This window comes from Porphyromonadaceae bacterium W3.11 (assembly GCA_030434245.1).
In the GTDB taxonomy this organism is placed as follows: domain Bacteria; phylum Bacteroidota; class Bacteroidia; order Bacteroidales; family Porphyromonadaceae; genus Porphyromonas_A.
Map to the genome: position 1 here is coordinate 183,904 of JAUISX010000005.1, position 24,325 is coordinate 208,228.

Below are 24,325 nucleotides of genomic sequence, written 5' to 3' on the forward strand. Positions count from 1 at the left end.
CGGATATGATTAAGTACCATTGCTTTACAGTTAACTTTGTGCAAGTCAATTCGTATATCGTATGGGATGAGACAAATAAGGCTTGTCTCATCGATCCAGGGTTCTCCTCTCACGAAGAGCAACAGCAATTTATTCAGTTTTTAAATAAAAATGAATTGACTCTGGAACGCTGTATCGTTACACACATGCACTTTGATCATATTCTTGGAGCTCGTTTTATTGAAGACTATTTCGGAGTTAATATAGAGGTACCATGCGTGGATATGAACGTTTTGCCTGATCTTTCTACTCAGTTATCTGCCTTTGGGATGCCTAAGACTCCTGATTGTGACTTCACACCTATTCCAATGGATATACAGAAGGGTGACACTATTCATTTTGGTCATTCTTCTTTGAAGATTCTAGAGACCCCTGGGCACTCACCTGGACATTACACCTTCTACGACCCTAATGGGGATGGGATGATTTTTTGTGGTGATGTTATTTTCTGTAATGGAATGGGCCGATCCGACTTGTGGGGCGGCGACTATGAAACTCTTATTAACTCTATCCAAAATGTCCTCATGAAGTTGCCTGATAGTACACTTGTATTATCAGGTCATGGTCCTATAACAACCATAGGGAGGGAGAGACCTAATTATGTATAAAACATTAGATATCATCTAGTTGTTTTGAGTAAAAGAATGTATATTTGACTTGAAAATATTTTTTACTAAGAAATAATATAATTATGAATACCAACGACTTTACAATCAGACACGTTGGGGTTAGTGACCCCAAAGATGAGCAGAAGATGCTCTCTAGCATTGGTGTAGGTAGTGTGGATGAGCTTCTTGATAAGGTCATCCCATCTAATATCAGGCTAGATAAGGAACTAGAACTACCAGATGCTATGACCGAACGCGAATTGATCGAACACATCAATGAACTTGGTAATAAGAATAAAGTATTTACTTCTTATATCGGTATGGGCTGGTATGACAACTACACCCCTGCTGTGATACAGAGGAATGTACTTGAGAATCCTGGATACTACACATCTTACACACCATATCAGGCAGAGGTATCACAGGGTCGCCTAGAAGCTCTATTTAACTTTCAGACAACTATCACAGAACTAACTGGCCTTAGCCTTACTAACTGTTCTCTTCTTGATGAAGCGACAGCTGGTGCCGAGGCTGCAGGTATGTTATTGAATATTCGTAGTCGCAAACGCAAAGACGCCAATAAACTCTTCATCGCAGAGGATATTTTCTATTCAACTCGTAGAGTTATCGAAACTAGGACTATCCCATGGGGTATAGAGGTAGTCATTGGTAAAGCAGAGGAGTTCGATTTCTCAAGTGACTTCTTTGGTGCGATCATACAGTACAGTAACGACAATGGTGAACTAAAGGACTATAAGGAGTTTGTAAGAAAGGCTAATGAAAATGAAATAAAAGTAGCCGTCGCTGCAGATCTTATGTCTTTAGTCATTACAACTCCTCCAGGCGAGTGGGGGGCTGATATCGTATTTGGATCAGCTCAACGCTTTGGTATCCCAATGTACTTTGGCGGTCCATCAGCTGGTTACTTAGCTTCTACAGATGAGTACAAGCGTGTGATCCCTGGAAGAATTATCGGTATATCAAAAGACGATAATGATAAGCCTGCTTTCCGTCTTGCACTTCAAACTCGTGAGCAACATATTAAGCGTGAAAAGGCTACATCCAATATTTGTACAGCTCAGGCTTTATTAGCTACGATGTCTGGCTTCTATGCCGTTTATCATGGTGCTGATGGTCTTAGAGACATTGCAGGTCGTATTCATACCTATGCACGGACTCTTTCTGATGGGTTAGTTAAGATGGGATATAAGCAAGGTAATAAGTTTTACTTTGATACCCTGTACATTAATGGCTTATCAAAAGAAGAACAAAGTAAGATACGTGAGATAGCTTTGGAGTGTAGTGTTAATTTCCGCTACTATGAAGATGGTTCTATCGGTATCAGCGTTGATGAGACAACACAAGACAGTGACCTAGGTGTATTGTATTACATCTTTGCGACAGCTAAGGGCATAGAAGTTCCTGCTCCAGAGGTTCCAAGTCAGCATCTTGATATGTTTGACGAGTTCCGTAGGACTAGTGACTTCTTACAATTTGAGGTTTTCCAAAAGTATCACACTGAGACAGAGTTAATGCGTTATATCAAGAAGCTTGAGAAAAGAGATATATCTCTTGCTCAGTCTATGATATCTCTTGGTTCATGTACCATGAAGCTTAATGCTGCTGCAGAATTATTTATTCTTAGCAATCCACAATTTGCTTTGATGCACCCTTACGCTCCTGCTGATCAAACAGATGGTTATATCGAGATGCTAGACAATCTTAAGGATTTGTTGACTACTATCACTGGTTTCTCAGGGGCTAGCTTCATGCCTAACTCTGGTGCATCTGGTGAGTATTCAGGCTTAAGAGTAATCATGGAATACTTCAAGAGCAAAGGCGAAGGCCATCGTAACTTAGTACTTCTCCCTGCGTCAGCACACGGTACCAATCCGGCTTCAGCTTCGCTAGCGGGATATGATATCATGATTGTTAAGTCAGATGACAATGGTAACATTGATGTTGAAGACTTCCGTAAAAAAGCAGTTGAGAATAAAGATCGCTTAGCGGCAACTATGATTACATATCCAAGTACTCATGGTATGTTCGAACGTGAGATTCGCCAATTGATCGACATAGTACATGAGTGTGGTGGTCAGGTTTATATGGACGGAGCTAATATGAATGCTCAGGTTGGTTACACTAACCCAGGATTCATGGGTGCCGATGTTTGTCACCTGAATCTCCATAAAACCTTCGCGATACCTCACGGTGGTGGCGGCCCTGGAGTAGGTCCTATTTGTGTAGCTAAGCATCTCGTTGAGTTCTTACCTAGCCATTCACTGCACTATGGTCATGACATGATACCAGTAGCTTCAGCTCCTTTTGGTAGTGCGGTAGTGTATGGTATCACTTATGCATACATCCGTATGCTAGGACTTGAAGGTCTTAAGCGTGCTACTGCCGTAGCTATCATGAATGCTAATTACATTAAATCTCAGGTAGTCAATGATTATGGTATTACCTTCACTGATGAAAATGGTTTCATTGGCCATGAGCTGATCCTTGAGTGCCGTGGAATTAAGGAGATGAGTGGTATAGATGAGAATGACATCGCTAAGAGATTGATGGACTTCAACTACCATGCCCCAACACTATCATTCCCTGTACACGGAACCTTGATGATTGAGCCTACTGAGAGTGAGTCTCTAGCTGAGTTGGATCGTTTTATTAGTGTTCTTAAAACTATCCGTGCTGAGATCCAAGAGGTCGTTGATGGCAAAGCTGATCAAGAAGATAATGTTCTTAAGAATGCTCCTCACCCATTGTATGAGGTCACATCTGATGATTGGAAGCACCCATACTCTCGTGAGAAGGCTGCTTTTGCGTTGGAGTATCTGAAGGATGATAAGTATTGGACTAATGTTGGTCGTATCGATAATGGGTATGGCGACCGTAATCTTATCCCTACTTACAGTTGCTGTAATATAGATCTTTAAATCTCAATAGCCTTAAGATGGCTACTATAACTATATAAACTAAGGGGGTACCTGCTAAGATGTAGGCACCCCCTTAAATTTTTTAGTATCAAAGTGCTGAGACTTACTCCTTACGAAGGCGGGCAAACTTCAGTATGAGCTGTCGAGTACTCTCGTCATCAAACTTGATCGATGCTTTAGGTCCTGAAACACTATCAGAAAAACCAAGAATCTCACCCCTACCAAAGTGGTCGTGATAGACTATATCTCCAACTTTTAAGTCTTCATAAGAGGTGATGTTGGTAGCAGGTGAAGTAGGAGTCGAAACTTTAGTGACCCCATCAGAGCTAGTACTTTTCTTTCGGATTATTCTGGTAACCCTTCTTTTTGGAGCCTCTCCTTCATCTCTATTGTCCCTCAAATCATCCTGATCATAAGCTGATCTTTTTCCCGTAGAAGTGCGACGCTTCTTAATGATCCCAGCAGAGTCATCTATCAATGTTGCATCAAAGTCCTGAAGAAAACGAGTGGGGGAGGACATTTGAGTTTTGCCATGTAACATCCTCTCGCGAGCAAAACTGAGGGTGCAGAACTTTTTGGCACGTGTGATTGCGACGTAAAGCAAACGACGTTCCTCCTCGATAGCAGACTCGCTATATGAGCGATCGCTCGGGATTAATCCTTCCTCCAGCCCCACACAGAAGACATATTCATACTCCAGTCCTTTAGAGGCATGCATGGTCATAAGAGTAATCTTTGGACTACCGTCATCCTCTTGGTCTCTATCAGTATAGAGTGACATCTCTGTCACAAACTCCTCTATAGTGGGCGTCTGTCCTGTTTCATCGAATTTCGTGTTGATATAATCATTAAGTGTGCTGATGAGCTCCTGAATGTTCTCTAACCTAGCTTGAGACTCTACCGATCCATCATTGTACTGCTCGGCAATCTTCGTTATCCTGATCACATTCTTAAGGTACTCATCAGGCTCTTGATCATCCTTGAAAGCCGAAAGTTCATCAATAAGTGTAGCAAACTCCGTGACGCGAGTGATACCAGCCCCACGGACCACCCCTTTCATCAGTTCAGGATTCTTAGCCACGGACATCAGAGGCAACTGCTGATCATTAGCGACAAGAGCTAGTCCATTGAAGGTTGTTGCCCCAAACCCACGACTTGGGACATTATAGATACGCCTAAAGGCTTCGTCGTCATTAGGGTTTATAATAAGTCGGAGATAGGATAAAATATCCTTTACCTCTTTCCTATCAAAGAAAGAGAGCCCCCCAAATATCCGATAACCGATGCCATACATCCCTAAGTTCTGTTCGAATAAACGGCTTTGGGCATTCGTTCTATATAAAATTGCTATCTCTTCGGGATTGGCACCATCTTCAATCAGTTTATAAATCTGAGCAGATACCATTTGAGCCTCCATCGGAGCTATATTCGTACCGAAGAGGAGTAAGTTCTCACCTTCTCCAGCGACAGCTTCAATAGTCTTAGGGATACGGTACCTATTTTTCTCTATCAAGCTATTTGCTACCTTCACTATGGAGCCAGTGGAGCGATAGTTCTTGGTGAGCTTAAAAAGCTTTACGTCCCCAAAGTTCTGCCCAAAGTTGATGATGTTGTCAATCACCGCCCCTCTAAAGGAATAAATACTCTGAGCATCATCACCCACCACCGTAACTTCGGCATCTTCAGCTTTGAGCAGCTTGACCACCTTGTCCTGCACACGGTTCGTATCCTGGTACTCATCAACGAGTATAAACTTAAAACGCTCATGAAATGCAGCCCTCACTGCTTCATCATTTTTGAGCAATCTATACATATTCAGCAAGAGGTCATCAAAGTCCATGGCATTGGCACGCTTGCACCGCTCCTCATACTCCTTGAAGACCTTGTCCATCGCTGGCATATCCTTAGAGGCGTAAAACATTGCCCCTTCAGGATTGAAAAATAATTCGTCAGCTGATATACCCTCATTCTTTGCTGTCGAGATAAGCGATTGAATCTTATTAGGCTTATACTTTTTTTCATCCAACTGGAGGTCTTTCAGTATAATCTTTATCAACGCCCTTGAGTCTGTTGTATCATAGATGGTATAGTTACTATCATAGCCTAGCCTATCCGCATACTTTCTTAGCTCTCTAGCAAAGATAGAGTGGAAAGTACCCATTGTGATCCAGGAGGCCATCTTGTCACCCACCAAGTTAGCGATACGCTCTCTCATCTCTCTGGCTGCCTTGTTGGTAAAGGTCAGAGCCATAATCTGAAATGGAGCTACCCCCTCCGTAATTAAGTAGGCTATCTTTGTGGTCAAGACCCTCGTCTTACCAGCACCAGCACCAGCCAATATCAGACTATCACTACCTCGATGGAGAACAGCCTGTAGCTGCTCTTCATTTAATCCTTCTAGTAACTCTTCTTTACTCTTCATGATTGCTCATTTCCTCCTTTAGGTATGGGGCCGTGTACCCCTTATTTTGTAGAATCATCTCTTCTGGTGTTCCTTGAAATACTATCTTACCACCCTTTTCACCACCCTCTGGACCGATATCTATGATGTGGTCTGCCACCTTGATGACATCTAGGTTGTGCTCTATGATGACCACCGTGTTCCCTTTATCCACCAATCGATTCAGGATCTTCATAAGTACTCTAATATCTTCAAAGTGAAGCCCCGTAGTCGGTTCGTCCAAGAAGTATATCGTCTTACCCGTATCCCTTTTCATCAGCTCTGTAGCTAGCTTGATCCTCTGAGCTTCGCCACCAGACAGCGTGCTACTACTCTGCCCGAGCTTGATATACCCCAGCCCTACATCCTGAATAGCCTTAATCTTATTTAGTATTTTTGGCGTGTTCTCAAAGAACTCTACTGCCATATTAACAGTCATATCCAGGACATCCGCAATAGACTTCCCTCTATATCGAACTTCCAAGGTCTCTCTATTATATCGCTTCCCCTTACAGGTTTCGCAGGGGACATATACATCCGGAAGGAAGTTCATCTCTATCTTTTTATATCCATTGCCCTTACACGTATCGCAACGACCACCCTTGACATTAAAGGAAAAACGCCCTGGCAGATACCCTCTAATCTTACTTTCTGGCATCTCTACGAAGAGGTTCCTGATATCCGTGAATACTCCAGTATATGTAGCTGGGTTACTACGTGGAATACGACCAATAGGAGACTGATCCACCTGGACTACCTTATCAATAAACTCAATGCCCTCAATCGAACCATAGGGCAAGGGCTCCTTTAGGGAGCGATAAAAGTGTTTCGAAAGAGCTGGGTATAGCGTGTCATTAATGTAAGTAGATTTGCCACTACCCGACACCCCAGTGATACAAATTAATTTACCCAGCGGTAACGACAACGTTTCACCTTTTAGATTATGTCCAGTAGCACCAATCAATTTAAGAAATTGTCCCTTCCCCTCTCTACGCGTCTCAGGAATCTTGATTTCTCTCTCGCCTCTTAAATATTGTGCTGTGAGGGTCTCAGCATCCAACATCTCTTTAGGAGAACCAGTAAAGGTGACCTTTCCTCCATTTCGACCAGCACCCGGCCCCATATCAACCACATAATCAGCCTCTAGCATCATCTCCTTATCATGCTCGACTACGATTAATGAGTTACCCTGATCTCTGAGGAGCTTAAGCGAATTAATAAGTCGGGTATTATCTCTCTGGTGAAGTCCGATGCTCGGCTCATCAAGGATATAGAGCACATTCACCAGTTTGCTACCCAATTGGGTCGCCAATCGTATTCTCTGCATCTCACCACCAGAGAGGCTCCCCGTGGTTCTATTAAGCGACAGATAGTCAAGTCCCATGTCTAGCAGAAATTCTAGTCTCGAGACTATCTCCTTAACGATCTCAACCGCAATTACTTTCTTCCTTTCCTCAATGGCATTAGGGACATTCTTGACCCACTTAAGGAGATGAGGCAATGCCATTTCTGACACCTCTGCAATATCTTTATTATCAATCTTAAAGGCCAAAGATGTCTTTTTGAGTCTCTTCCCTTCGCAAAGAGGGCATACCTTATAGGTATTAAATTGGTTGGCCCATTTTATTACCTTTTTACTTGCCTCCTCATCTTCTATAAGATTGTTCATATAAGCAATCAGTCCTTCATACTCAAAGAGGCGTTGTACCTTGCCAGTGCTCTCAAGTTTGATCTTGAGAGTGTAATCTACCCCATTGAGAATATCATCCATCAGCTCCTCAGAAAAGCTACTAATAGGCTTATTGATAGATGTATCATGGTGAGCTGTGATAGCTTCTAATTGCTTGAAAATCATATTTGGGCGATACTTTCCGAGCGGAGCCAAGCCACCTTCCTTGATGCTTAGTTTAGGATCTGGGATAATCTTATCCATGTCTGGAGCTGGGATCATACCTATTCCTTTACACTTCGGACAGCTACCCTGTGGGGAATTAAATGAAAAGGTGTGCGGAGCTGGTGCCTCTAAGCTTTCTCCAGTCTCATCATCCATTAACTCTTTACTATAATACTTAGGAGAATCATTATCATCCTCGATGCCCTGTATCATAATTAGCCCTTTCCCTAGTTTCATGGCTTTCCTTAGAGCATCTTTTAATCTAGCAACCTTTTCACTATTCTTAGGGTCAATAATGAGTTTGTCCACAAGGACCTCAATCCTATGGCTCTGATATCTAGCGAGAGAGAGACCTGGGCGAAGTTCCATCATATTCCCATCGACACGGACATAGAGATAGCCCTTCTTCCGCATATTTTCTAGAAGCTCTCTATAATGACCTTTTCTATCCTTCACTATGGGAGCTAAGAGGTGTACCTTCTTGCCGGCATATATCTCTAATATACTCTCCACGATTTCTTCATCAGTTTGGCTTGTTAGTGCCCTGCCCGATGAAAGAGAGTAAGCTGAAGCGGTACGAGCATACAAGAGCCTTAGGAAGTCATACACCTCCGTAATTGTTCCGACGGTACTACGTGGATTCTTATTTGTAGTCTTTTGTTCTATCGAAATCACGGGCGATAAACCTGTGATTCTATCTACATCAGGACGTTCTAAATCACCTAGAAACCCCCTTGCATACGACGAGAAGGTTTCCAAATATCGTCTATTGCCTTCAGCGTATATCGTATCAAACGCCAATGAGGATTTCCCACTGCCACTCAATCCAGTCACTACTGCAAGCGAATATCTAGGGATTTTCACATTGATGTCCTTAAGATTGTGCTCACGAGCACCCTCAACTTCCAGATAATCCCCTATATGCTCCTTATTTATTTTCATCTTCTTAGTATCCTAATATCATCCAAGCCTAACACGCAAAGGTAATCAATATTTAGGGACCTATCCAGAAATTTGAACGTCATAATAGGGCCATCAAATCATCGAGGCTATTGAAGGGAGGTTGATGTGCTATTTAAGACTACGTAGAGTGAAGAAAGGATAGAGGAGATTAAGTTGACGATGGAGGGTATAGGTGGGATGTTTCTAAGCTGCAGTTAACCACTTATGAGATTCCAAAATGATTCAGAAAAGATACCATTTCGTACAGCTTTTTTTTAGTTATGTCTAGCAGAAATGTTTCCTATAGGAAACATATTTTTTTCCTATGACAAGGAGAACGGTTTCCTATAGGAACAATTCTAGCATTATAATGATGTCAGTCATTTGTTTTGTTATTAACGTTTAAGTCACTAAAAATCAACTTGGTATTGTGACTTGTATTTTACATTCCTGACACTACAAATGCGAGTTATATTGTGGTGTATTGGAATGAGTGCGAGTCGGTGATTACCGCCATAAAAATGTTTGCACCAATGTATTATGGTTTACAATAAGGGTGCTTAGTAAGGCTTACAACGCTGTGTATATTGGATTAGATCTATGTGCTTATCTCTATTTAACGCCAAAAAACCAAGTGCATCGTCATTAGTTTGGATAAATAATTATCTCACATATTTGGTGGTTTAAAAAACTATTCATACATTTGCCGTGTACTAGTAATGTGATACACTGTTACTGTTTTGTGATGGTTAATTCTGCAACGGAGTACGAACTGAGTAAATGATAGTCTTTATCCACTATACACTGAGTGAAAAACTATTTTATTTACTGTAAAAATTACGGGAGTAGGTCAGGTTAGAAAAAAAGATTTGATGATTTTTAGATTTTGGCGGTTGTTTGTTTTGCAATATACTGTAGAATTATTACATTTGCATCAGGTGCCAAATGTTTGTAACTGAATTAAATGAACTATATATTAAGAAATGAGTAAAGCGATTATTGATATTAAAAATCTGCACAAGACTTATCCAGGAGCACAACCTCTACATGTATTGAAGGGGGTAAGCATGGAAGTTTTTGAGGGCGAAATGGTCTCTCTAATGGGGGCTAGTGGTTCGGGAAAAAGTACACTCCTTAATATATTAGGTATTTTGGATACCTACGATGAAGGCAGTTACCATTTGGATGGGCAACTTATTGAGGATTTGTCGGAAGTAGATGCAGCAAACATTAGAGGTCGTAAGATCGGTTTTGTTTTTCAGTCTTTTAATCTTATTTCCTTTAAGACCGCAGCAGAAAATGTGGCTTTGCCACTGTATTATCAGAAAGTCCCACGGAAAGAGCGTATGGCTCTGGCAGAAGAGTACCTAGATAGAGTAGGGCTCTTGGCATGGAAAGATCACCTACCGAACGAAATGTCTGGTGGCCAAAAGCAAAGAGTATCTATGGCACGAGCTCTCATTACTAAGCCCGCTATATTATTAGCTGATGAGCCTACTGGGGCTCTGGATAGTACTACCACAATAGAGGTGATGAATCTGCTTAGAGAAATTAATACTGAGGACAGGCTAACCATGCTTATCGTAACTCATGAGCCTGGTGTGGCTGAATCCACAGATAGGATTATCCATATTAAGGATGGATTAATTACCGATAAGATATGAAATCATTTCTACAAGAGCTATCCAATTCGCTCCGAAATAATAAACTGAGGACTGCCCTGACAGGCTTTTCTATTGCATGGGGAATCATCATTCTGGTGGTCATGCTAGGTGCTGGTAAGGGGGTTGAAAATGGTATCCGTAGTATGGTATCCTCCACAGGTGCTGATCAGGTTGTTCTCGGAATTGAATTAAGGCAGACACAGCTGGCGTATGCTGGTTATCAGGAGGGTCGTTCTGTCTTTCTTAATAAGAATCAATTTCAGTATCTAAAAGAAGCCTTCCAAGACAGGGCAGAAGTGGTTATCCCTACTATAAACTCTTTTTCAGAGGGTGCAACTAATTATGGTTCTTCTTACTTTAGGTTCTCTACTTTAGCTCTGGAGGAACAGCAATATAATACTTTAGAGATGACCTCGGGTCGGTTATTTACAGCTCAGGAGCATGATGATGCTGCACGAGTAGTAGTAATTTCAGATGCTGATGTAACTAAACTTTTTGGGAAAAGGCATGACCCTATGGGCGAGCTTCTAAAGTTAAAGGGGTTGAACTTTAAGATTGTAGGGGTTATAAAATCTCCAAATCCTTTCTTTGGAATTGCGTATGTTCCGCTGAATACTTACTTGGGTATTTATCCCAATTCCTTGATAAAAATTTCTGACATCAATATTTATCCTCGCGATAAGTCTTCTGCAAAAATTAAGGCCCTAGAAGCGGACTTAGATGCTGTATTACGACAACTCTTAAAGGTAAGTCCTAAGGATGAGTGGGCCATAAATATAGAAAGTAGCACCGATCAGGCAGATACTATGGATGATATTTTCATGGGACTCCAAATCATGTTATGGATTATGGGGATTGGTAGCCTTAGTATAGGGACGATAGGTGTATCGAATATTATGCACGTAACTGTACAGGAGCGAATGCGAGAGATTGGTATTCGCAAGTCTATTGGAGCTAAGCCGATAGATATAATGACACTCGTTTTGGGTGAGAGTCTCCTCCTTTCTATCATGTCAGGAATGATAGGGTTATTAGTAGGGGTAGGACTAGTTAATTTACTGGACTATCTAGCTACGCTTAATCGTTGGGGACAACAGATGATACCGACAGGTACGTCAGGAGAAATGATGACAATGAAGTTATTCGAGAATCCACAGGTCAATTTGGGTGTCGCTTTTGGTGCATTGATTGTCCTAATTGTTGCAGGTGTAATAGCAGGATATGGTCCTGCCCGCAAAGCTATCAAGATACCTGCAATTGTGGCGATGCGAGATGTTAAGTAAAAAGTAAGTTAAGATGTTTTTATTCAATAACGAACAGAGATCTGAGCTGTGGTACACACTCAAGAGTAATAAGAAACGCAGTATCGTCACTTCCTTAGGGGTTTTTGCGGGGATGTTTTTCTTCACCGTCCTTATAAGTATAGGCAATGGGATAGGGAACTCCGCCTTTTCATCTCTAGAGGGTGTTTCTAATAACTCTATTTTCTTTATGCCTGGGCGAACTACCATGCCTTATCAGGGCTATAAGGCTAATCGGCAGATTATTACCACTTATAGGGATTTTCTGAATATCAAAAGTCAAAATAAGACTCTAGATACTGTGTCTGGCTTTGCGTTCTTTACAGAAGAATCCCAATCCTGGGGTAGTATGGAAATTAGAGCTAACAGTAAGAGCCAGAGTTCTGTGGTGGCTGGAGTACCATATGACTACTTTACCGAGATCAACAAGGTCGTGGTAGTTCATGGACGGGCTATGAGTCCTGAAGAAGTTGATAACAATAATCTTGTCTGCATGGTAGGTATCGAGATGGCAAAGAATTTCTATGATGATCCTGCCGATATTGTAGGTACTTACATAGAAGTCTCAGGCATCGCTATGAGAGTGGTGGGTGTGGTTACCCCTTTTTCCGATAACTTTAATATGGGATTTAGCATCAAGTACTCTGTACAGATCCCAATGGGGTTAGCTATCAAGAATAATTATGATAAGCAGACGTACATCATAGGTATCCCAAGGCAGGGATTTACTACCGAAGAGGCTCGGAAGGATGTGTTTGATATTATCGCACGCCGACAAAATATTCACCCTGAGGATTCCAATGTAATCATGGCGATGAGTATGGAGGTCTTCATGAATATATTTGATATGATTGGGACCGGAATCAATCTCCTGATATGGGTCGTAGGGATGGGAACACTCATTACAGGAGTTATTAGTGTCTCAAATATTCTTTTGGTAACTGTCCGGGAAAGACAGCGTGAGATTGGGGTTCGAAGGGCTATTGGTGCAAAACCGAGTGACATCAGAGGGCAATTTATGGCTGAGGCACTAGTTATCATAATTATAGCTGGGATGCTCGGTATTATCTTAGGTCTGATGGTGGCTTTAGGAATAGGGTCATTAGCTGAGGTGACACCACTGGGTAATTATATTACTCGACCTTACCCAACCCCAGGTATCTTATTGCTTTCGGTAGTGATAATGGTAGTAGCAGGCGTATTAGCAGGACTTCTACCAGTATATAAAGCCTTGCAGATTAAGGCAATTGATGCAATTAGAGATGAGTAAAAATATTAAGCATATTAATCAGATATTATAATTACAATGGCAAAGCAGAAAAAAGGAAAGAAAATCATGCGCACAATACTATGGGTTGTTGCTGCGCTGGTAGTGGTAGCCGTTATCGCTACTGTCCTAACAAAAGGGAAAGATAAAGGTAACAGCTACGAAGTGGTCACTCCTACCCAAAATGATTCAATCATCAAGAGTACCGTACTTACGGGTAGTATAGAGCCTAGAGATGAGATCTTGGTAAAGCCACAGATGAATGGTATTGTATCAGAGTTACATCATCTTCCAGGCGACTTTGTGCACTCAGGAGACTTAGTGGCTCGTATTCAGATGGTGCCAGATGTTGGAACCGTACAAAATGCTGCTGCAAGGGTAGAGAGTGCTGAAGTGAGACTGAAGCAGATGAAGGAGATCTATGAGAGAGATAAGCAGCTCTTTGACCAAAATATTCTTCCAAAGGAGCAATACGAGCGTAGCCTTGCAGACTACAAGAGTGCTGAGATTGAATTCAACTCAGCTGAAGAGACCCTTCAGCTGGTCACAAAGGGATCTAGTGCTCGAACAGAGAAGCAGAATAATACGCTTGTTCGTGCCACAGTATCAGGAACTATCCTAGAGCAACCAGTTAAAGTGGGGACGAATGTCATCCAAGCTAATAACTTCAATGAAGGTACTACTATAGTCTCTATAGCTGACCTTACTGACCTTCTATTCATTGGTGAAGTGAATGAAAGTGATGTGAATAAATTGAATGTTGGTGCCCAGGTGATTATCAGAGTAGGTGCTTTGAAGGAGCGTACATTCCCAGCCGTTGTGGAGTATGTTTCACCAAAAGGTGTAGTCAAGAATGGTACTGTACTATTTGAGGTTAAGGCTGCTCTTACTGGAGATGATCTTACGGGTATTAAGGCTGGATTTAGCTCTAACGCTGAAGTGGTATTAGATAGTAAGTATGATGTACTGTCTATTCCCGAAAGTGCAGTTAGTTATCGAGGAAAGAAGACTTATGTCTTTGTCGCTAATAATGGTGGCAATAAGGAGGCTGACTTTACAGAGCAAGAGGTAGAGTTAGGTATTTCAGACGGTCTTAAGGTAGAGGTCATAAGCGGACTAAAGGGTAACGAGAAGTTGAGAGGTAATCGCCTGTCGCTTGCGGATAGTACGAAGAAATAATAATGGAAAGGAATGACATTATGAAGAATAATAAATTTTTAACCCTTTTCCTCCTCTTCATTTTCTGTGGCTTTGGTTCGCTTGAAGCACAAGATAAGAGTACTATGGTCTCGGTGCAGGGACGGGAGTTAAGTCTGTCAGATTGTATTGAACTGGCACAAAAGAATAGCCCACAATTGCTGAGCTTACAACCTCAGGTGGATATGCTTGGCTTGGATTATCAAGCATCAAAGGAAGCCTTTCTGCCTAGCGTTAATGCTTCTGTCGGAGAGAATGTCTCATTTGGTCGATCACCGAATAAGAATCAAGTGTACCAAGATGTATCTAGTGCCAATACGTCCTTTCAGATTGGCGGAGAACTAACCATCTTCAGCGGAGGTGCACGTTGGTACCAATTGCAAAAGACTAAAGCAGCCTTAGCGAATTCTGATTATATTGTCTCTGAGACTATGGATAACATTGCTCTACAGGTGGCTTCTAGCTATATTCAGCTACTCTTGGCTCAAGAAATGGCGATGACTGCAAAGGAGAATCTAACCCTTACTGAGCAGTACTATGAGCAGGTCAAGGAGCAGGTAAGACTTGGAAAAGTAGCTTTTTCGCAGCAAATTGAGATAGAAAGCCAGATGGGTCGTGACCAATTGGCAGTTGTGGAGACCCAAGCTGACGTTTCTCGTGCCAAAAGATCACTCCTCCTAGACATGGGTGTCACTTCTGAGACAGATTTGGAGATTGAGCAAGTGAGTCCTGAAACGGTTGTTGCTAGTCTTAAGAAGGCTACTCCTCATAACATGAATCACGAATGGATCTTACCTCGTACAGCATTATTACAGAGAGATCTAGAACTTTCTGTTTATGATGTCAAGATTGCTAAGAGTCGTTATATCCCTTCTCTATCTCTTAATGGAGGTTATTCCAATAGCTATTATTATAACTTTGGAGATGGATTTAAAGGGGTAAATCCTGATTTTGGTGATCAATTGAAACACAATGGACGTAGCTATATAGGTGTATCCCTCAATATTCCTATATATAATAAAGGACAGGTACGGAACCAGATCAAGCAAGCCAAGCTCCAACAGCTTAGGCTACAAGGACAGCTCATACAGCAGCAGTATAGTGACCGACGTAATATAGTCTTAGCGGAGGCAGACCTTCTCAAGGCTGAAGAGCAATATCGTGTATCTAAAGAAAATTTGCAGCTAAGCCAGAAAGCACTAGATATTGCAGACCTAGAGTATCGTGCTGGTCGTATTAGTACGTATGAATGGGAGCAGGCACGAAACCGTAAGTTGCAAGCACAGGCATCTTACCTACAGTCTATATATACTAGATTGCTTCGTACCATAAACTTGACTTACTTTAATACCGGTGAGATCCCTGTTGATCTAACCAATTAAGGATAGACCTATCATTGTAATTACAATACTGTGAGCGGATGTGACGGATGTCGCATCCGCTTTTTTTAGGATGGTACATTTAATAACTCTGGGATTGTAGAGTCTGAGACGAATACTAATAACAATGGTAGTGAATACGGAGAGACTCTGCCGAAAATGTCATTTTTGGCACTCTTTGTCACTTTGATTGAGGGTGTCATCTGTGTTGGCATATCATTTGCCACTATACACATGTAAGAACGAAAATAATAACAAACAAAATATAATAAAGAACATGGGAAAAATTATTGGAATAGACTTAGGTACTACCAACTCTTGTGTCGCTGTACTGGAGAATAACGAACCGGTAGTGATTACAAATGCAGAAGGTAAGCGTACTACACCTAGTGTGGTAGCGTTCGTTGATGGAGGCGAGCGTAGAGTAGGTGATCCTGCTAAACGTCAGGCAATAACCAATCCACAGCACACAGTCTCTTCTATCAAGAGATTTATGGGCGAGAGATTCTCAAAGATCAAGGATGAGGCTGACCGCCTTCCATATAAAGTGGTTGAGGGCGAAAATGATACCCCTCGTGTAGATATTGATGGCAGACTTTACACACCTCAAGAGATCTCTGCTATGGTGCTTCAAAAGATGAAGAAGACCGCAGAAGATTACTTAGGAGCTGATGTGACTGATGCAGTTATTACTGTGCCTGCATACTTTAGTGATGCACAACGTCAGGCGACTAAGGAGGCTGGTGAGATCGCAGGGCTTAAGGTTCAGCGTATCGTGAACGAGCCTACAGCTGCTGCTTTAGCTTATGGACTAGATAAGAGCGATAAGGATATGAAGGTGGCTGTCTTTGACCTCGGTGGAGGTACATTTGATATCTCTATCCTGGAGCTAGGTGATGGCGTATTTGAGGTCTTGAGTACTAATGGTGATACTCACCTTGGTGGTGATGACTTTGATCACGTGATTATTGACTGGCTAGCAGATGAATTTATGAAGGACGAGAATGTCGATCTTCGTAAAGATCCAATGGCTCTTCAGAGACTTAAGGAAGCTGCAGAGAAGGCTAAGATCGAGCTATCAAGCAGCACTAATACTGAGATTAACCTTCCATACATTATGCCTGTGGATGGTATTCCAAAGCACTTGGTACGTAGCCTTTCAAGATCTAAGTTTGAACAACTTAGTGATAAGTACATCCAAGCATGTAAGGGACCAGTTAACCAAGCATTGAAGGATGCAGGCCTATCAGCAAGTGATGTAGATGAAGTTATCCTAGTAGGTGGTTCTACTCGTATCCCTGCTATTCAGGAGATGGTGGCTAAGATGTTTGGTAAGCAACCTTCTAAGGGTGTCAATCCTGACGAAGTGGTAGCACTTGGTGCTGCTATCCAAGGTGGTGTCCTTAGTGGAGATGTGAAGGATGTCCTTCTACTGGACGTGACTCCTCTGTCTCTAGGTATTGAGACTATGGGTGGTGTGATGACTAAGCTGATTGAGGCGAATACTACTATCCCAACTAAGAAGTCACAGGTATTTACTACTGCAGCTGATAATCAGCCTTCTGTAGAGATTCATGTCCTTCAGGGTGAACGCCCAATGGCTAAGGACAATAAGAGCCTTGGACGATTTAACCTAGACGGGATACCACCAGCAGCACGTGGAATACCTCAGATCGAAGTAACTTTCGATATCGATGCTAATGGTATCGTGAACGTAAGTGCTAAGGACAAGGGTACTGGTAAGGAACAGAAGATTAGAATCGAAGCTTCTAGCGGTCTTTCTGATGCCGACATCGAGCGTATGAAGGCAGAAGCTGCAGCTAATGCTGAGGCAGATGCTAAGGAGAAAGAGCGTGTGGATAAGATCAATCAGGCTGATAGTGTTATCTTCCAGACTGAGAAGCAATTGACTGACTTGGGCGATAAGATCCCTGCGGACAAGAAGAGTGAACTAGAGGCTGCTCTAGCTAAACTGAAGGAAGCACATAAGGCTCAGGATATTTCTGCTATTGACACAGCAATGGAAGAGCTTAATAAGATTGCTCAGAAGATGTCAGAGGAGATGTATGCACAGCAAGGTGGTCAACCAGGTGCAGACCCAACAGCAGGAGCAAATGCCAATGCAGGTGCTAATACTGGAGGTGCTCAATCTGGTAACTCAGATGACAATGTCACTGACGCAGACTTTGAAGAAGTGAAGTAAAAATACTTCCGACGCTCGTATGAGCGTACTATATATACCCTGACGGGGAGCAAGGCACGCCTTGCTCCCCGTCTCTTTTATATATTAATCTTAACTTTCCTACAAACGGTCATGAAACTCATTGAGTTATTGTAATACTAGCTGGATAAAAATGTTATTTTTTTTATATATTTGTGGTACTCAAAGGGATTTTGGGTAGATGTGCAAAACCATGACTTGAATCAAAAAGTATTTGAGGTTAAATACATCAAGTAAACAGAGTCATCTATAAACTCTTTTTTAGCCTTGCTAATACCTATTTCATGTTTAATTCTAATCATATGTCGAAATAATCTTCAGATCTCAGAGACATTAGGGTATATGTAATGATTGGCTCAATAGGGGAATAGAAGAAGGAATAAAAATAGTAGAAAATGTGAAATGAAATCAAAAATAACAGTACTAATAGTAAACGGTATTTATTTGATAGGAACAGTTATATGGGCCTTTAAAGAGGCATCTGCGGAATCATTTGTCGCTATTCTTGGAGGATTTGTATCTCTTGCGAGTTTTTTTGTCGGAAACGACAATTCTTTTGTTATTAAAAATAAAAATTGCATTGAGCAAGAAGGAAGTAGTTCAAATGCCGTAATAGGTGATGTTAGTGGAAGTAATATTGGTAATACAACAAATGTAAAATAATGAAGCGGTTCAAATGTTTTTCTTGCAAAAATAAAAATCAGGAACACAAAGAAATTAGTATAGAACAAGATGGAGATAAATCCAATACTATTATTGGAAATGTTACAGATAGTTTTGTCGGTTGTACATTCAACTACGACAATATAGAGCCACAATGGAAAGAAAGATTTGACACTTACGTAGCTAAACTACAAGAGTTTAAGCCTGAAACAGCGTTATCATTATTGCAAGAACTGGAGAAAAGTTTTACTGGAAGTAAGCAGCAACCCTCAAATGAATTATGTGCTCAAATATTATATCAAAAAGGAGTATGTAATCGTTTATTGGGGAACAAATATGAAATGTGTCAATGTTTCATTTCTGCCTATGCAAAAAACAAGTTGAATGTTCAAATTAAAGAACAAGCAGCTCTAGCATATTTACAAATTGAAGATTTAGATAAGGCTGATGAACTTGCTAAAGAATTATTATATGACGATGAGTATAATATAGTTGCATGGTATATCATTTTTTTAAGAGCTAAGACATATGATTTTGGTTTTATACCAAAATTTGTTCAACAAAAACAATTATTTCAACAGATGTTGTATAATTATTTCATTGAAAAAAATCTGTATGAAAGTATTTTGATAATGAAAGAGCTCGGAATGCTTCCTGATTTTAAAAGTTACAATCCTCAGGATGTAACAATAAACAACTTTAGTGAAAATATATTTTACATAAATTTATTGTTTGAAGAGTATATTCGTAAGTATCACTTCACTTTTCAGACATTAAACCAAGGGGATATTGACATTCTAAAAAAAATACAGGTACTTCTGAAGAAGATTTTAGCTAAGATTGAAGGGTCTGAAATAGAAAAGAAATATGGAGCATTATTTTTTTTTGATTCTTATATCAAATGTGTACTTACAAAAGAACAGGCCTATATTTCCAAAATGAGAAATCAATATCTTCAATTGGAAAGCAAGAACCACATTTTTGCTTTGCTTTGTGCAAATGTATTACAACTCAATGAACAAACAGATTTTGCTCTTGAAATCTTAAATGATTCTGAATTAAAAGAATCGAATATTCTTTACCTGAGGGCCTTCTGTTATCTAAAGAAAAACGATAAAATCCAATGTGGGATAGCAATACGAGACTGGATAAACTCCGTTGAGAAAATTGATAACTATGTAGTTGATAACTATCTTGCTTCAATTTTTACATTAATGGGTATAGGTGAAACAGATGAATTAAAACTATCTGATATTATCCAAAACAAGAAGTTTGAAAATCAGGAATTGAAAACTTTAATAGAAACGATTGTTAAATCACTGATTAGTGGAATATTGGATTCTACGCAGATATCGACTTTGAGTGAATTAGCATCTACTATTCAACTACCGAATTTATTATTACACATTGCTTATACTTTCTATTATTTTAAAATGTATGAATCTGCTGTAGATTTATATAAAAAGATTGTTGATAGCGGAGTAGAGAACCTTCATTTGTTCTTATACATTAAGTCTTTATATGCAGCCAAAAGAAATTCAAAGGAATTACTTATGTTATTAGAACACTGGAGATTAAATTTTTCATTTCAACCTGATCTCTTGAGAATTGAAGCGGATTTGTGTGTTATTATGCACAACTGGATTAGATGCCTGAAAATTTGCAATACATTCTTAAATAAACATGAAAAAGATGAGACTTTTTTATGTCTAAAATTAAGGTGCTTAGATCTTATTAATGAGAATTGGTGTGATAGTGAAATCAAATCAATGGCAAAAAGTTTTGAAGACTATCCCTTTTCTATTGATCAAAATATACCAATAGTGGCGAGTATATTGGTTGATAGAGGTTGTTTTCTTGAAGGAATGGAGATTTTTTATAAGTATTCTGATAAAAGGACTGTCCGTTCTGCATATCTGTCTGCAACGTGTTTGTATTCGCAAAAATCACAAACTAAAGAGATTTTTAAAGAATTTGATGAAATTACAGATGGCTGTTTCGTGAAATATGAGTCTAATGGCGAAATCTATTTCTTTGAAATGGATAAAAAAAATTCTGACAATTTCTATGGTGAGTTATTAGGGCACAAATTAGGTGATGTTATATCCATTAAAAAAATGTCAAGCAAAGATTATTCAATTCGCATATTGCGAATAATGGATAAGTATCTTTATTTACATGATAGAATCTTAGAAGAAGCAAAGCAACCTCTTTCGGGATTATCAATGGAAGCGTTCAACTTTACTAGCTCTGACCCAGAAGAAATGAAGAAAGATTTAATATCTTTTTTTGGGGAACATGGCGAACAAGAGGAATTACTTAGAGAAACAGCAATAAATAAATACTATAACGAAGAATTATCTTTTACTGAAGTTATAATACAGGCATTTAGGAATGAGTATTTAGGTGGTTATACCAGTTTGATTTATCAGCACAACGGTATCTTACTCATTCCTCTTTTATATTATGAATCATTACCTCAGCCTGTTAATACAACTAATTATGTTATCGACTTTTCTTCATTGGCTATTCTTTACCAGATAGCAAAAGAACACGACATTACATATCCTCACAAATTTCTAATTTCAGTTATTACCATAGATATGATAAAACAGAAATTGAGAATTCTTAAATCAGAACCAAAATCTGAATTATCAGTTGTCATAACAAACGAAGACATAATAAAATATCAGATTCCAGAAAATGCACATCAAAACAACATTATATATTTAGAAGGCCTTTTGAAATGGATAGAAAAGAACTGTGAAGCAGTTGTTTCTCCTAAATTTATTGATGTCAAGAGAAATATAGATATAGATGATAACAAAGGGATTGTTTTTGACTATATTTTTAATACTTCGTTCGTTTGTGAAGATAAGCAAGCTATATTGTTGACAGATGACTTTTTTTATTTCAAATTCCATCTACCCGATATTAAGTCTTCAATGAGTACAGAGAAATATATAAAAAATATTTTAGGAGACGAACATCCAGCATTGTTTGAATTTATTAAAAATAAATATAGAGGATATACATTGACTACAAAACAATTATTGGAAGAGTTTTATAAGAAAATAAATTCTAAAGATAATTACTATACCAATTGCATGGAAAATATTAGTATGGTTTCTGCTACGCCATGTGTAAAATTAGTGGATGCAATTACACAAACACAACTTGATATTAATCAACAAGAAATCGAGATTAAAAATGTATTTATTAATATATTAAAAAATGGTCCTTTAAGTAATCAGATTATTCAAGGGTTTCAGCAGTTGCTCTACTTAGAATTGAAATACTCACAAGAGAAGTTAGATTTTGTAGACCAATGTTTATATGATGTTTATCAAATGTTGGGAATCAGTATAAAAGATCTGAAGGATTAATGCACTTAAATATCTCTCAAAAAGACACTTATCTTGTTTTTAAATTCATTCGGTTAAAGTCCCCCAAAAGTGTGTACGGCAGAATGCGTCTCCGAGTAGTAAACCTACATATTTTTTCGCTTTGTTTTCCATAAATAGTGAAGATCGACTTACAAAAAATTAAGGCAAGGCTGTTGTAGCATTGTGGAGACAACGCCTTGCCGTGTCTTTTCGGTAGATATCTTAGTGATGGGAAATAAAGCACATTGTTCTTATTTACTTATCATTGTTCTTCCTAAGTCCAAGCGTTAGATCTCCCATTCTTTTCGTCAGGTAGGTTGCATTGATTGCGATACTACCTATCAGGTATAGAGCTGATTCCACAGTATGTATCCCACATTTATATCGGCTTCTTTCTTTACCTATCTCTATTGAAACGTTTTATTCAGTCGGTGTAATGAATGTACTTCCGAACGCAGACGTCATTTTTGAGGTAACTGAAGTATTACCCTATCCGTTGACCATAAGCTATTTTAGTCAGAAGGTATAGTTTTTCTCCATCTGTCCGCAAAGTTATTCGAGTTTTCCAAGTATCTAAAGGAACGTGGTTTCTTACATAGACTCCACTCACGTTCGTAATAAGATACCGAAGCTGTTAATTGACTTATTTCGATGTTATGGGCAAAGGGAGATTAAGTCTCTTTTTTTAAGGATATCTCGATAGACAAGATAATGGTCTCGCAAATTTTTATTGAGAGATTTTGTCTTTAAGTAGTATTGCCCAAAAATGATAATAATGTGATGGTTTTTATATTAATGTGTGCCTTTTTGATATGTATGATGTGTAGGTAATGGTAACTTAATTGAGTAAATCTTTTAGATATGAAATATATTTAGGTATATTTGGGATGACAATATGTTTGTGTTTTTGCGTTTGAAGAAGATTTTTGTCATGTAGATGATTCGAGCAAGAATTCTAAGTTATATGAATAGTTTTTTTGCTATCAATCTTAGATCACATTTTTGTTATAGCTTGGTGAAATCTTACTGAGGGCTTAAGGTAACCGGCAACTGAGTTATTGGAATACTTTAGTGGAGTCTCCGCAGGAGTTGAAGGCATAATTGCTACTTCACTAATAAAGAATAAGAATAAAGGGTGGATAGCCCCATCGTTTTTACAATATATTATGCGGTGTAGTCAAACCAGATTACCCGTAGTGATTTACATAAATAGTTTAATTATTAAAATAAATATTATGAGAAAAGCTTTCATTTGTCCTACAAAATATGTACAAGGTGAAGACGAGATACTAAATCTTGGTTATTTCGTGAAAACATTTGGAACCAATGCATTACTTGTTGCACATAAAGATGATGCTGCTAGAGTGCAGGATAAACTAGATGCTACAGCAGAGAAGTATGGTGTGAATTTTATCAAGGCGGACTTTGCTGGTGAAGCCTCTAGAGAGGAGATAGATAAGTTAAAAAAGATTGCTATTGATAACTCTTGTGACTGTACTATAGGGCTCGGGGGTGGCAAAGCCATTGACACAGCTAAGACTATAGCAGAGGGTGAAGCGTTAATTATCGTTCCTACTATTGCTGCTACGGATGCTCCTACGTCACACTCAGCTGTGCTGTATACACCAGATGGGCAGTTTGATGACTATGCTTACTTTAAGCAAAGCCCGAGCGTAGTGTTAATAGATACTACAGTGATTGCAAATGCACCGACCAGATTTTTAGTATCTGGAATGGGAGATGCCCTTTCAACTTATTTTGAAGCTAGAGCTAATGTTCAGTCATTTGGTAATGTCAATGCTGGCTTGCCATGTGGTGCTAATAGAGAAACAGGAGAGCTACTTGCTAGGGGGACTAATGCTGCAGCTGCACTTGCTGAGCTCTGTTATAAAATTCTATTAGAAGATGGTTATAAGGCAAAGATTGCAAATGATAATAAGGTGGTGACCCCAGCTCTTGAAAATATCATAGAAGCAAACATACTCCTTTCGGGATTAGGTTTTGAGAGTGGTGGATTAGCTGCAGCTCATGCCATTCACGATGGTTTGACGGTACTCGAAGATGCACATGGGATGTTTCATGGCGAGAAAGTAGCATTCGGGACTATATGTCAGCTTGTGCTTGAAAATGCCAAACAGGCGGAAATTGATACTGTTGTAGACTTTTGTTTGTCTGTCGGTCTTCCTGTTTGCCTAGAGGATCTAGGTGTGAAAGATATTGGAGATAGACTGACCAAGGTAGCAGAAAAGGCTTGTATTCCTGAGGAAAGTATTCATTTTATGCCCTTCCCTCTTACTGTCAAAGACGTAGAGGCTGCAATAATCACTGCTGATAAGATAGGTAGAGAGGCAAAGAGTAAAGCGAAGAAAGGGTAAGAAACTGGAC

13 protein-coding genes are annotated in these 24,325 nt (G+C 39.6%); 11 read left to right on the forward strand and 2 right to left on the reverse strand.

Annotated features, from left to right (window positions below; translation table 11 throughout):
• Positions 1 to 5 precede the first annotated feature (5 nt).
• Both QYZ87_09170 and gcvP read left to right on the forward strand, forming a co-directional pair.
• Positions 6 to 647, forward strand: coding sequence for an MBL fold metallo-hydrolase (locus QYZ87_09170; GenBank protein ID MDN4754685.1), 642 nt, complete (start codon positions 6 to 8; stop codon positions 645 to 647).
• A gap of 83 nt (positions 648 to 730) precedes the next feature.
• A complete protein-coding gene (gene gcvP / locus QYZ87_09175) occupies positions 731 to 3,586 on the forward strand; it encodes an aminomethyl-transferring glycine dehydrogenase (protein MDN4754686.1) in 2,856 nt (951 codons plus the stop codon).
• A 103-nt stretch (positions 3,587 to 3,689) separates the two neighbouring features.
• Here the strand turns inward: gcvP and QYZ87_09180 are convergent, their stop codons facing one another.
• Together QYZ87_09180 and uvrA are read right to left on the reverse strand one after the other, a co-directional pair.
• Positions 3,690 to 6,008: a UvrD-helicase domain-containing protein gene (locus QYZ87_09180; GenBank protein ID MDN4754687.1), complete on the reverse strand. Its 2,319-nt coding sequence runs from the start codon at positions 6,006 to 6,008 to the stop codon at positions 3,690 to 3,692.
• Positions 5,998 to 8,862: an excinuclease ABC subunit UvrA gene (gene uvrA / locus QYZ87_09185; GenBank protein MDN4754688.1), complete on the reverse strand. Its 2,865-nt coding sequence runs from the start codon at positions 8,860 to 8,862 to the stop codon at positions 5,998 to 6,000. The genes QYZ87_09180 and uvrA overlap by 11 nt, the downstream gene beginning before the upstream one ends.
• Positions 8,863 to 9,845: 983 nt before the next feature.
• On the opposite strand from uvrA, the gene QYZ87_09190 reads away from it, so the two are divergent.
• The 9 genes from QYZ87_09190 (at position 9,846) to QYZ87_09230 (ending at position 24,315) form a co-directional block, all read left to right on the forward strand.
• Complete coding sequence (locus QYZ87_09190; protein ID MDN4754689.1) at positions 9,846 to 10,526, forward strand: ABC transporter ATP-binding protein; 681 nt, start codon at positions 9,846 to 9,848, stop codon at positions 10,524 to 10,526.
• On the forward strand, positions 10,523 to 11,809 hold the full coding sequence (locus QYZ87_09195) for an ABC transporter permease (GenBank protein ID MDN4754690.1): 1,287 nt from the start codon (positions 10,523 to 10,525) through the stop codon (positions 11,807 to 11,809). The genes QYZ87_09190 and QYZ87_09195 overlap by 4 nt, the downstream gene beginning before the upstream one ends.
• A 13-nt stretch (positions 11,810 to 11,822) precedes the next feature.
• Positions 11,823 to 13,097 carry an ABC transporter permease gene (locus tag QYZ87_09200; protein ID MDN4754691.1) on the forward strand — a complete coding sequence of 425 codons (1,275 nt, stop codon included), beginning with the start codon at positions 11,823 to 11,825 and terminating at the stop codon, positions 13,095 to 13,097.
• 36 nt (positions 13,098 to 13,133) lie between these two features.
• Entirely contained in the window at positions 13,134 to 14,273 is a 1,140-nt protein-coding gene (locus QYZ87_09205) for an efflux RND transporter periplasmic adaptor subunit (GenBank protein ID MDN4754692.1), read from the forward strand.
• Positions 14,274 to 14,293: 20 nt separating this feature from the next.
• Positions 14,294 to 15,673, forward strand: coding sequence for a TolC family protein (locus QYZ87_09210; protein MDN4754693.1), 1,380 nt, complete (start codon positions 14,294 to 14,296; stop codon positions 15,671 to 15,673).
• 274 nt (positions 15,674 to 15,947) lie between these two features.
• Positions 15,948 to 17,873, forward strand: coding sequence for a molecular chaperone DnaK (dnaK, locus tag QYZ87_09215; protein MDN4754694.1), 1,926 nt, complete (start codon positions 15,948 to 15,950; stop codon positions 17,871 to 17,873).
• A gap of 420 nt (positions 17,874 to 18,293) precedes the next feature.
• Complete coding sequence (locus QYZ87_09220) at positions 18,294 to 18,554, forward strand: hypothetical protein (protein MDN4754695.1); 261 nt, start codon at positions 18,294 to 18,296, stop codon at positions 18,552 to 18,554.
• Positions 18,554 to 21,940 carry a hypothetical protein gene (locus QYZ87_09225; protein MDN4754696.1) on the forward strand — a complete coding sequence of 1,129 codons (3,387 nt, stop codon included), beginning with the start codon at positions 18,554 to 18,556 and terminating at the stop codon, positions 21,938 to 21,940. The genes QYZ87_09220 and QYZ87_09225 overlap by 1 nt, the downstream gene beginning before the upstream one ends.
• A 1,235-nt stretch (positions 21,941 to 23,175) precedes the next feature.
• Positions 23,176 to 24,315, forward strand: a complete 1,140-nt coding sequence (locus QYZ87_09230) for a glycerol dehydrogenase (protein ID MDN4754697.1) — start codon at positions 23,176 to 23,178, stop codon at positions 24,313 to 24,315.
• Positions 24,316 to 24,325: the final 10 nt, after the last annotated feature.

Excerpts from the sequence above, each read along its gene's own strand:
- QYZ87_09170 (MDN4754685.1), top strand. The coding sequence starts at position 6 with ATGATTAAGTACCATTGCTTTACAGTTAACTTTGTGCAAGTCAATTCG.
- gcvP (MDN4754686.1), top strand. The coding sequence starts at position 731 with ATGAATACCAACGACTTTACAATCAGACACGTTGGGGTTAGTGACCCC.
- QYZ87_09180 (MDN4754687.1), bottom strand. The coding sequence starts at position 6,008 with ATGAAGAGTAAAGAAGAGTTACTAGAAGGATTAAATGAAGAGCAGCTA.
- uvrA (MDN4754688.1), bottom strand. The coding sequence starts at position 8,862 with ATGAAAATAAATAAGGAGCATATAGGGGATTATCTGGAAGTTGAGGGT.
- QYZ87_09190 (MDN4754689.1), top strand. The coding sequence starts at position 9,846 with ATGAGTAAAGCGATTATTGATATTAAAAATCTGCACAAGACTTATCCA.
- QYZ87_09195 (MDN4754690.1), top strand. The coding sequence starts at position 10,523 with ATGAAATCATTTCTACAAGAGCTATCCAATTCGCTCCGAAATAATAAA.
- QYZ87_09200 (MDN4754691.1), top strand. The coding sequence starts at position 11,823 with ATGTTTTTATTCAATAACGAACAGAGATCTGAGCTGTGGTACACACTC.
- QYZ87_09205 (MDN4754692.1), top strand. The coding sequence starts at position 13,134 with ATGGCAAAGCAGAAAAAAGGAAAGAAAATCATGCGCACAATACTATGG.
- QYZ87_09210 (MDN4754693.1), top strand. The coding sequence starts at position 14,294 with ATGAAGAATAATAAATTTTTAACCCTTTTCCTCCTCTTCATTTTCTGT.
- dnaK (MDN4754694.1), top strand. The coding sequence starts at position 15,948 with ATGGGAAAAATTATTGGAATAGACTTAGGTACTACCAACTCTTGTGTC.
- QYZ87_09220 (MDN4754695.1), top strand. The coding sequence starts at position 18,294 with ATGAAATCAAAAATAACAGTACTAATAGTAAACGGTATTTATTTGATA.
- QYZ87_09225 (MDN4754696.1), top strand. The coding sequence starts at position 18,554 with ATGAAGCGGTTCAAATGTTTTTCTTGCAAAAATAAAAATCAGGAACAC.
- QYZ87_09230 (MDN4754697.1), top strand. The coding sequence starts at position 23,176 with ATGAGAAAAGCTTTCATTTGTCCTACAAAATATGTACAAGGTGAAGAC.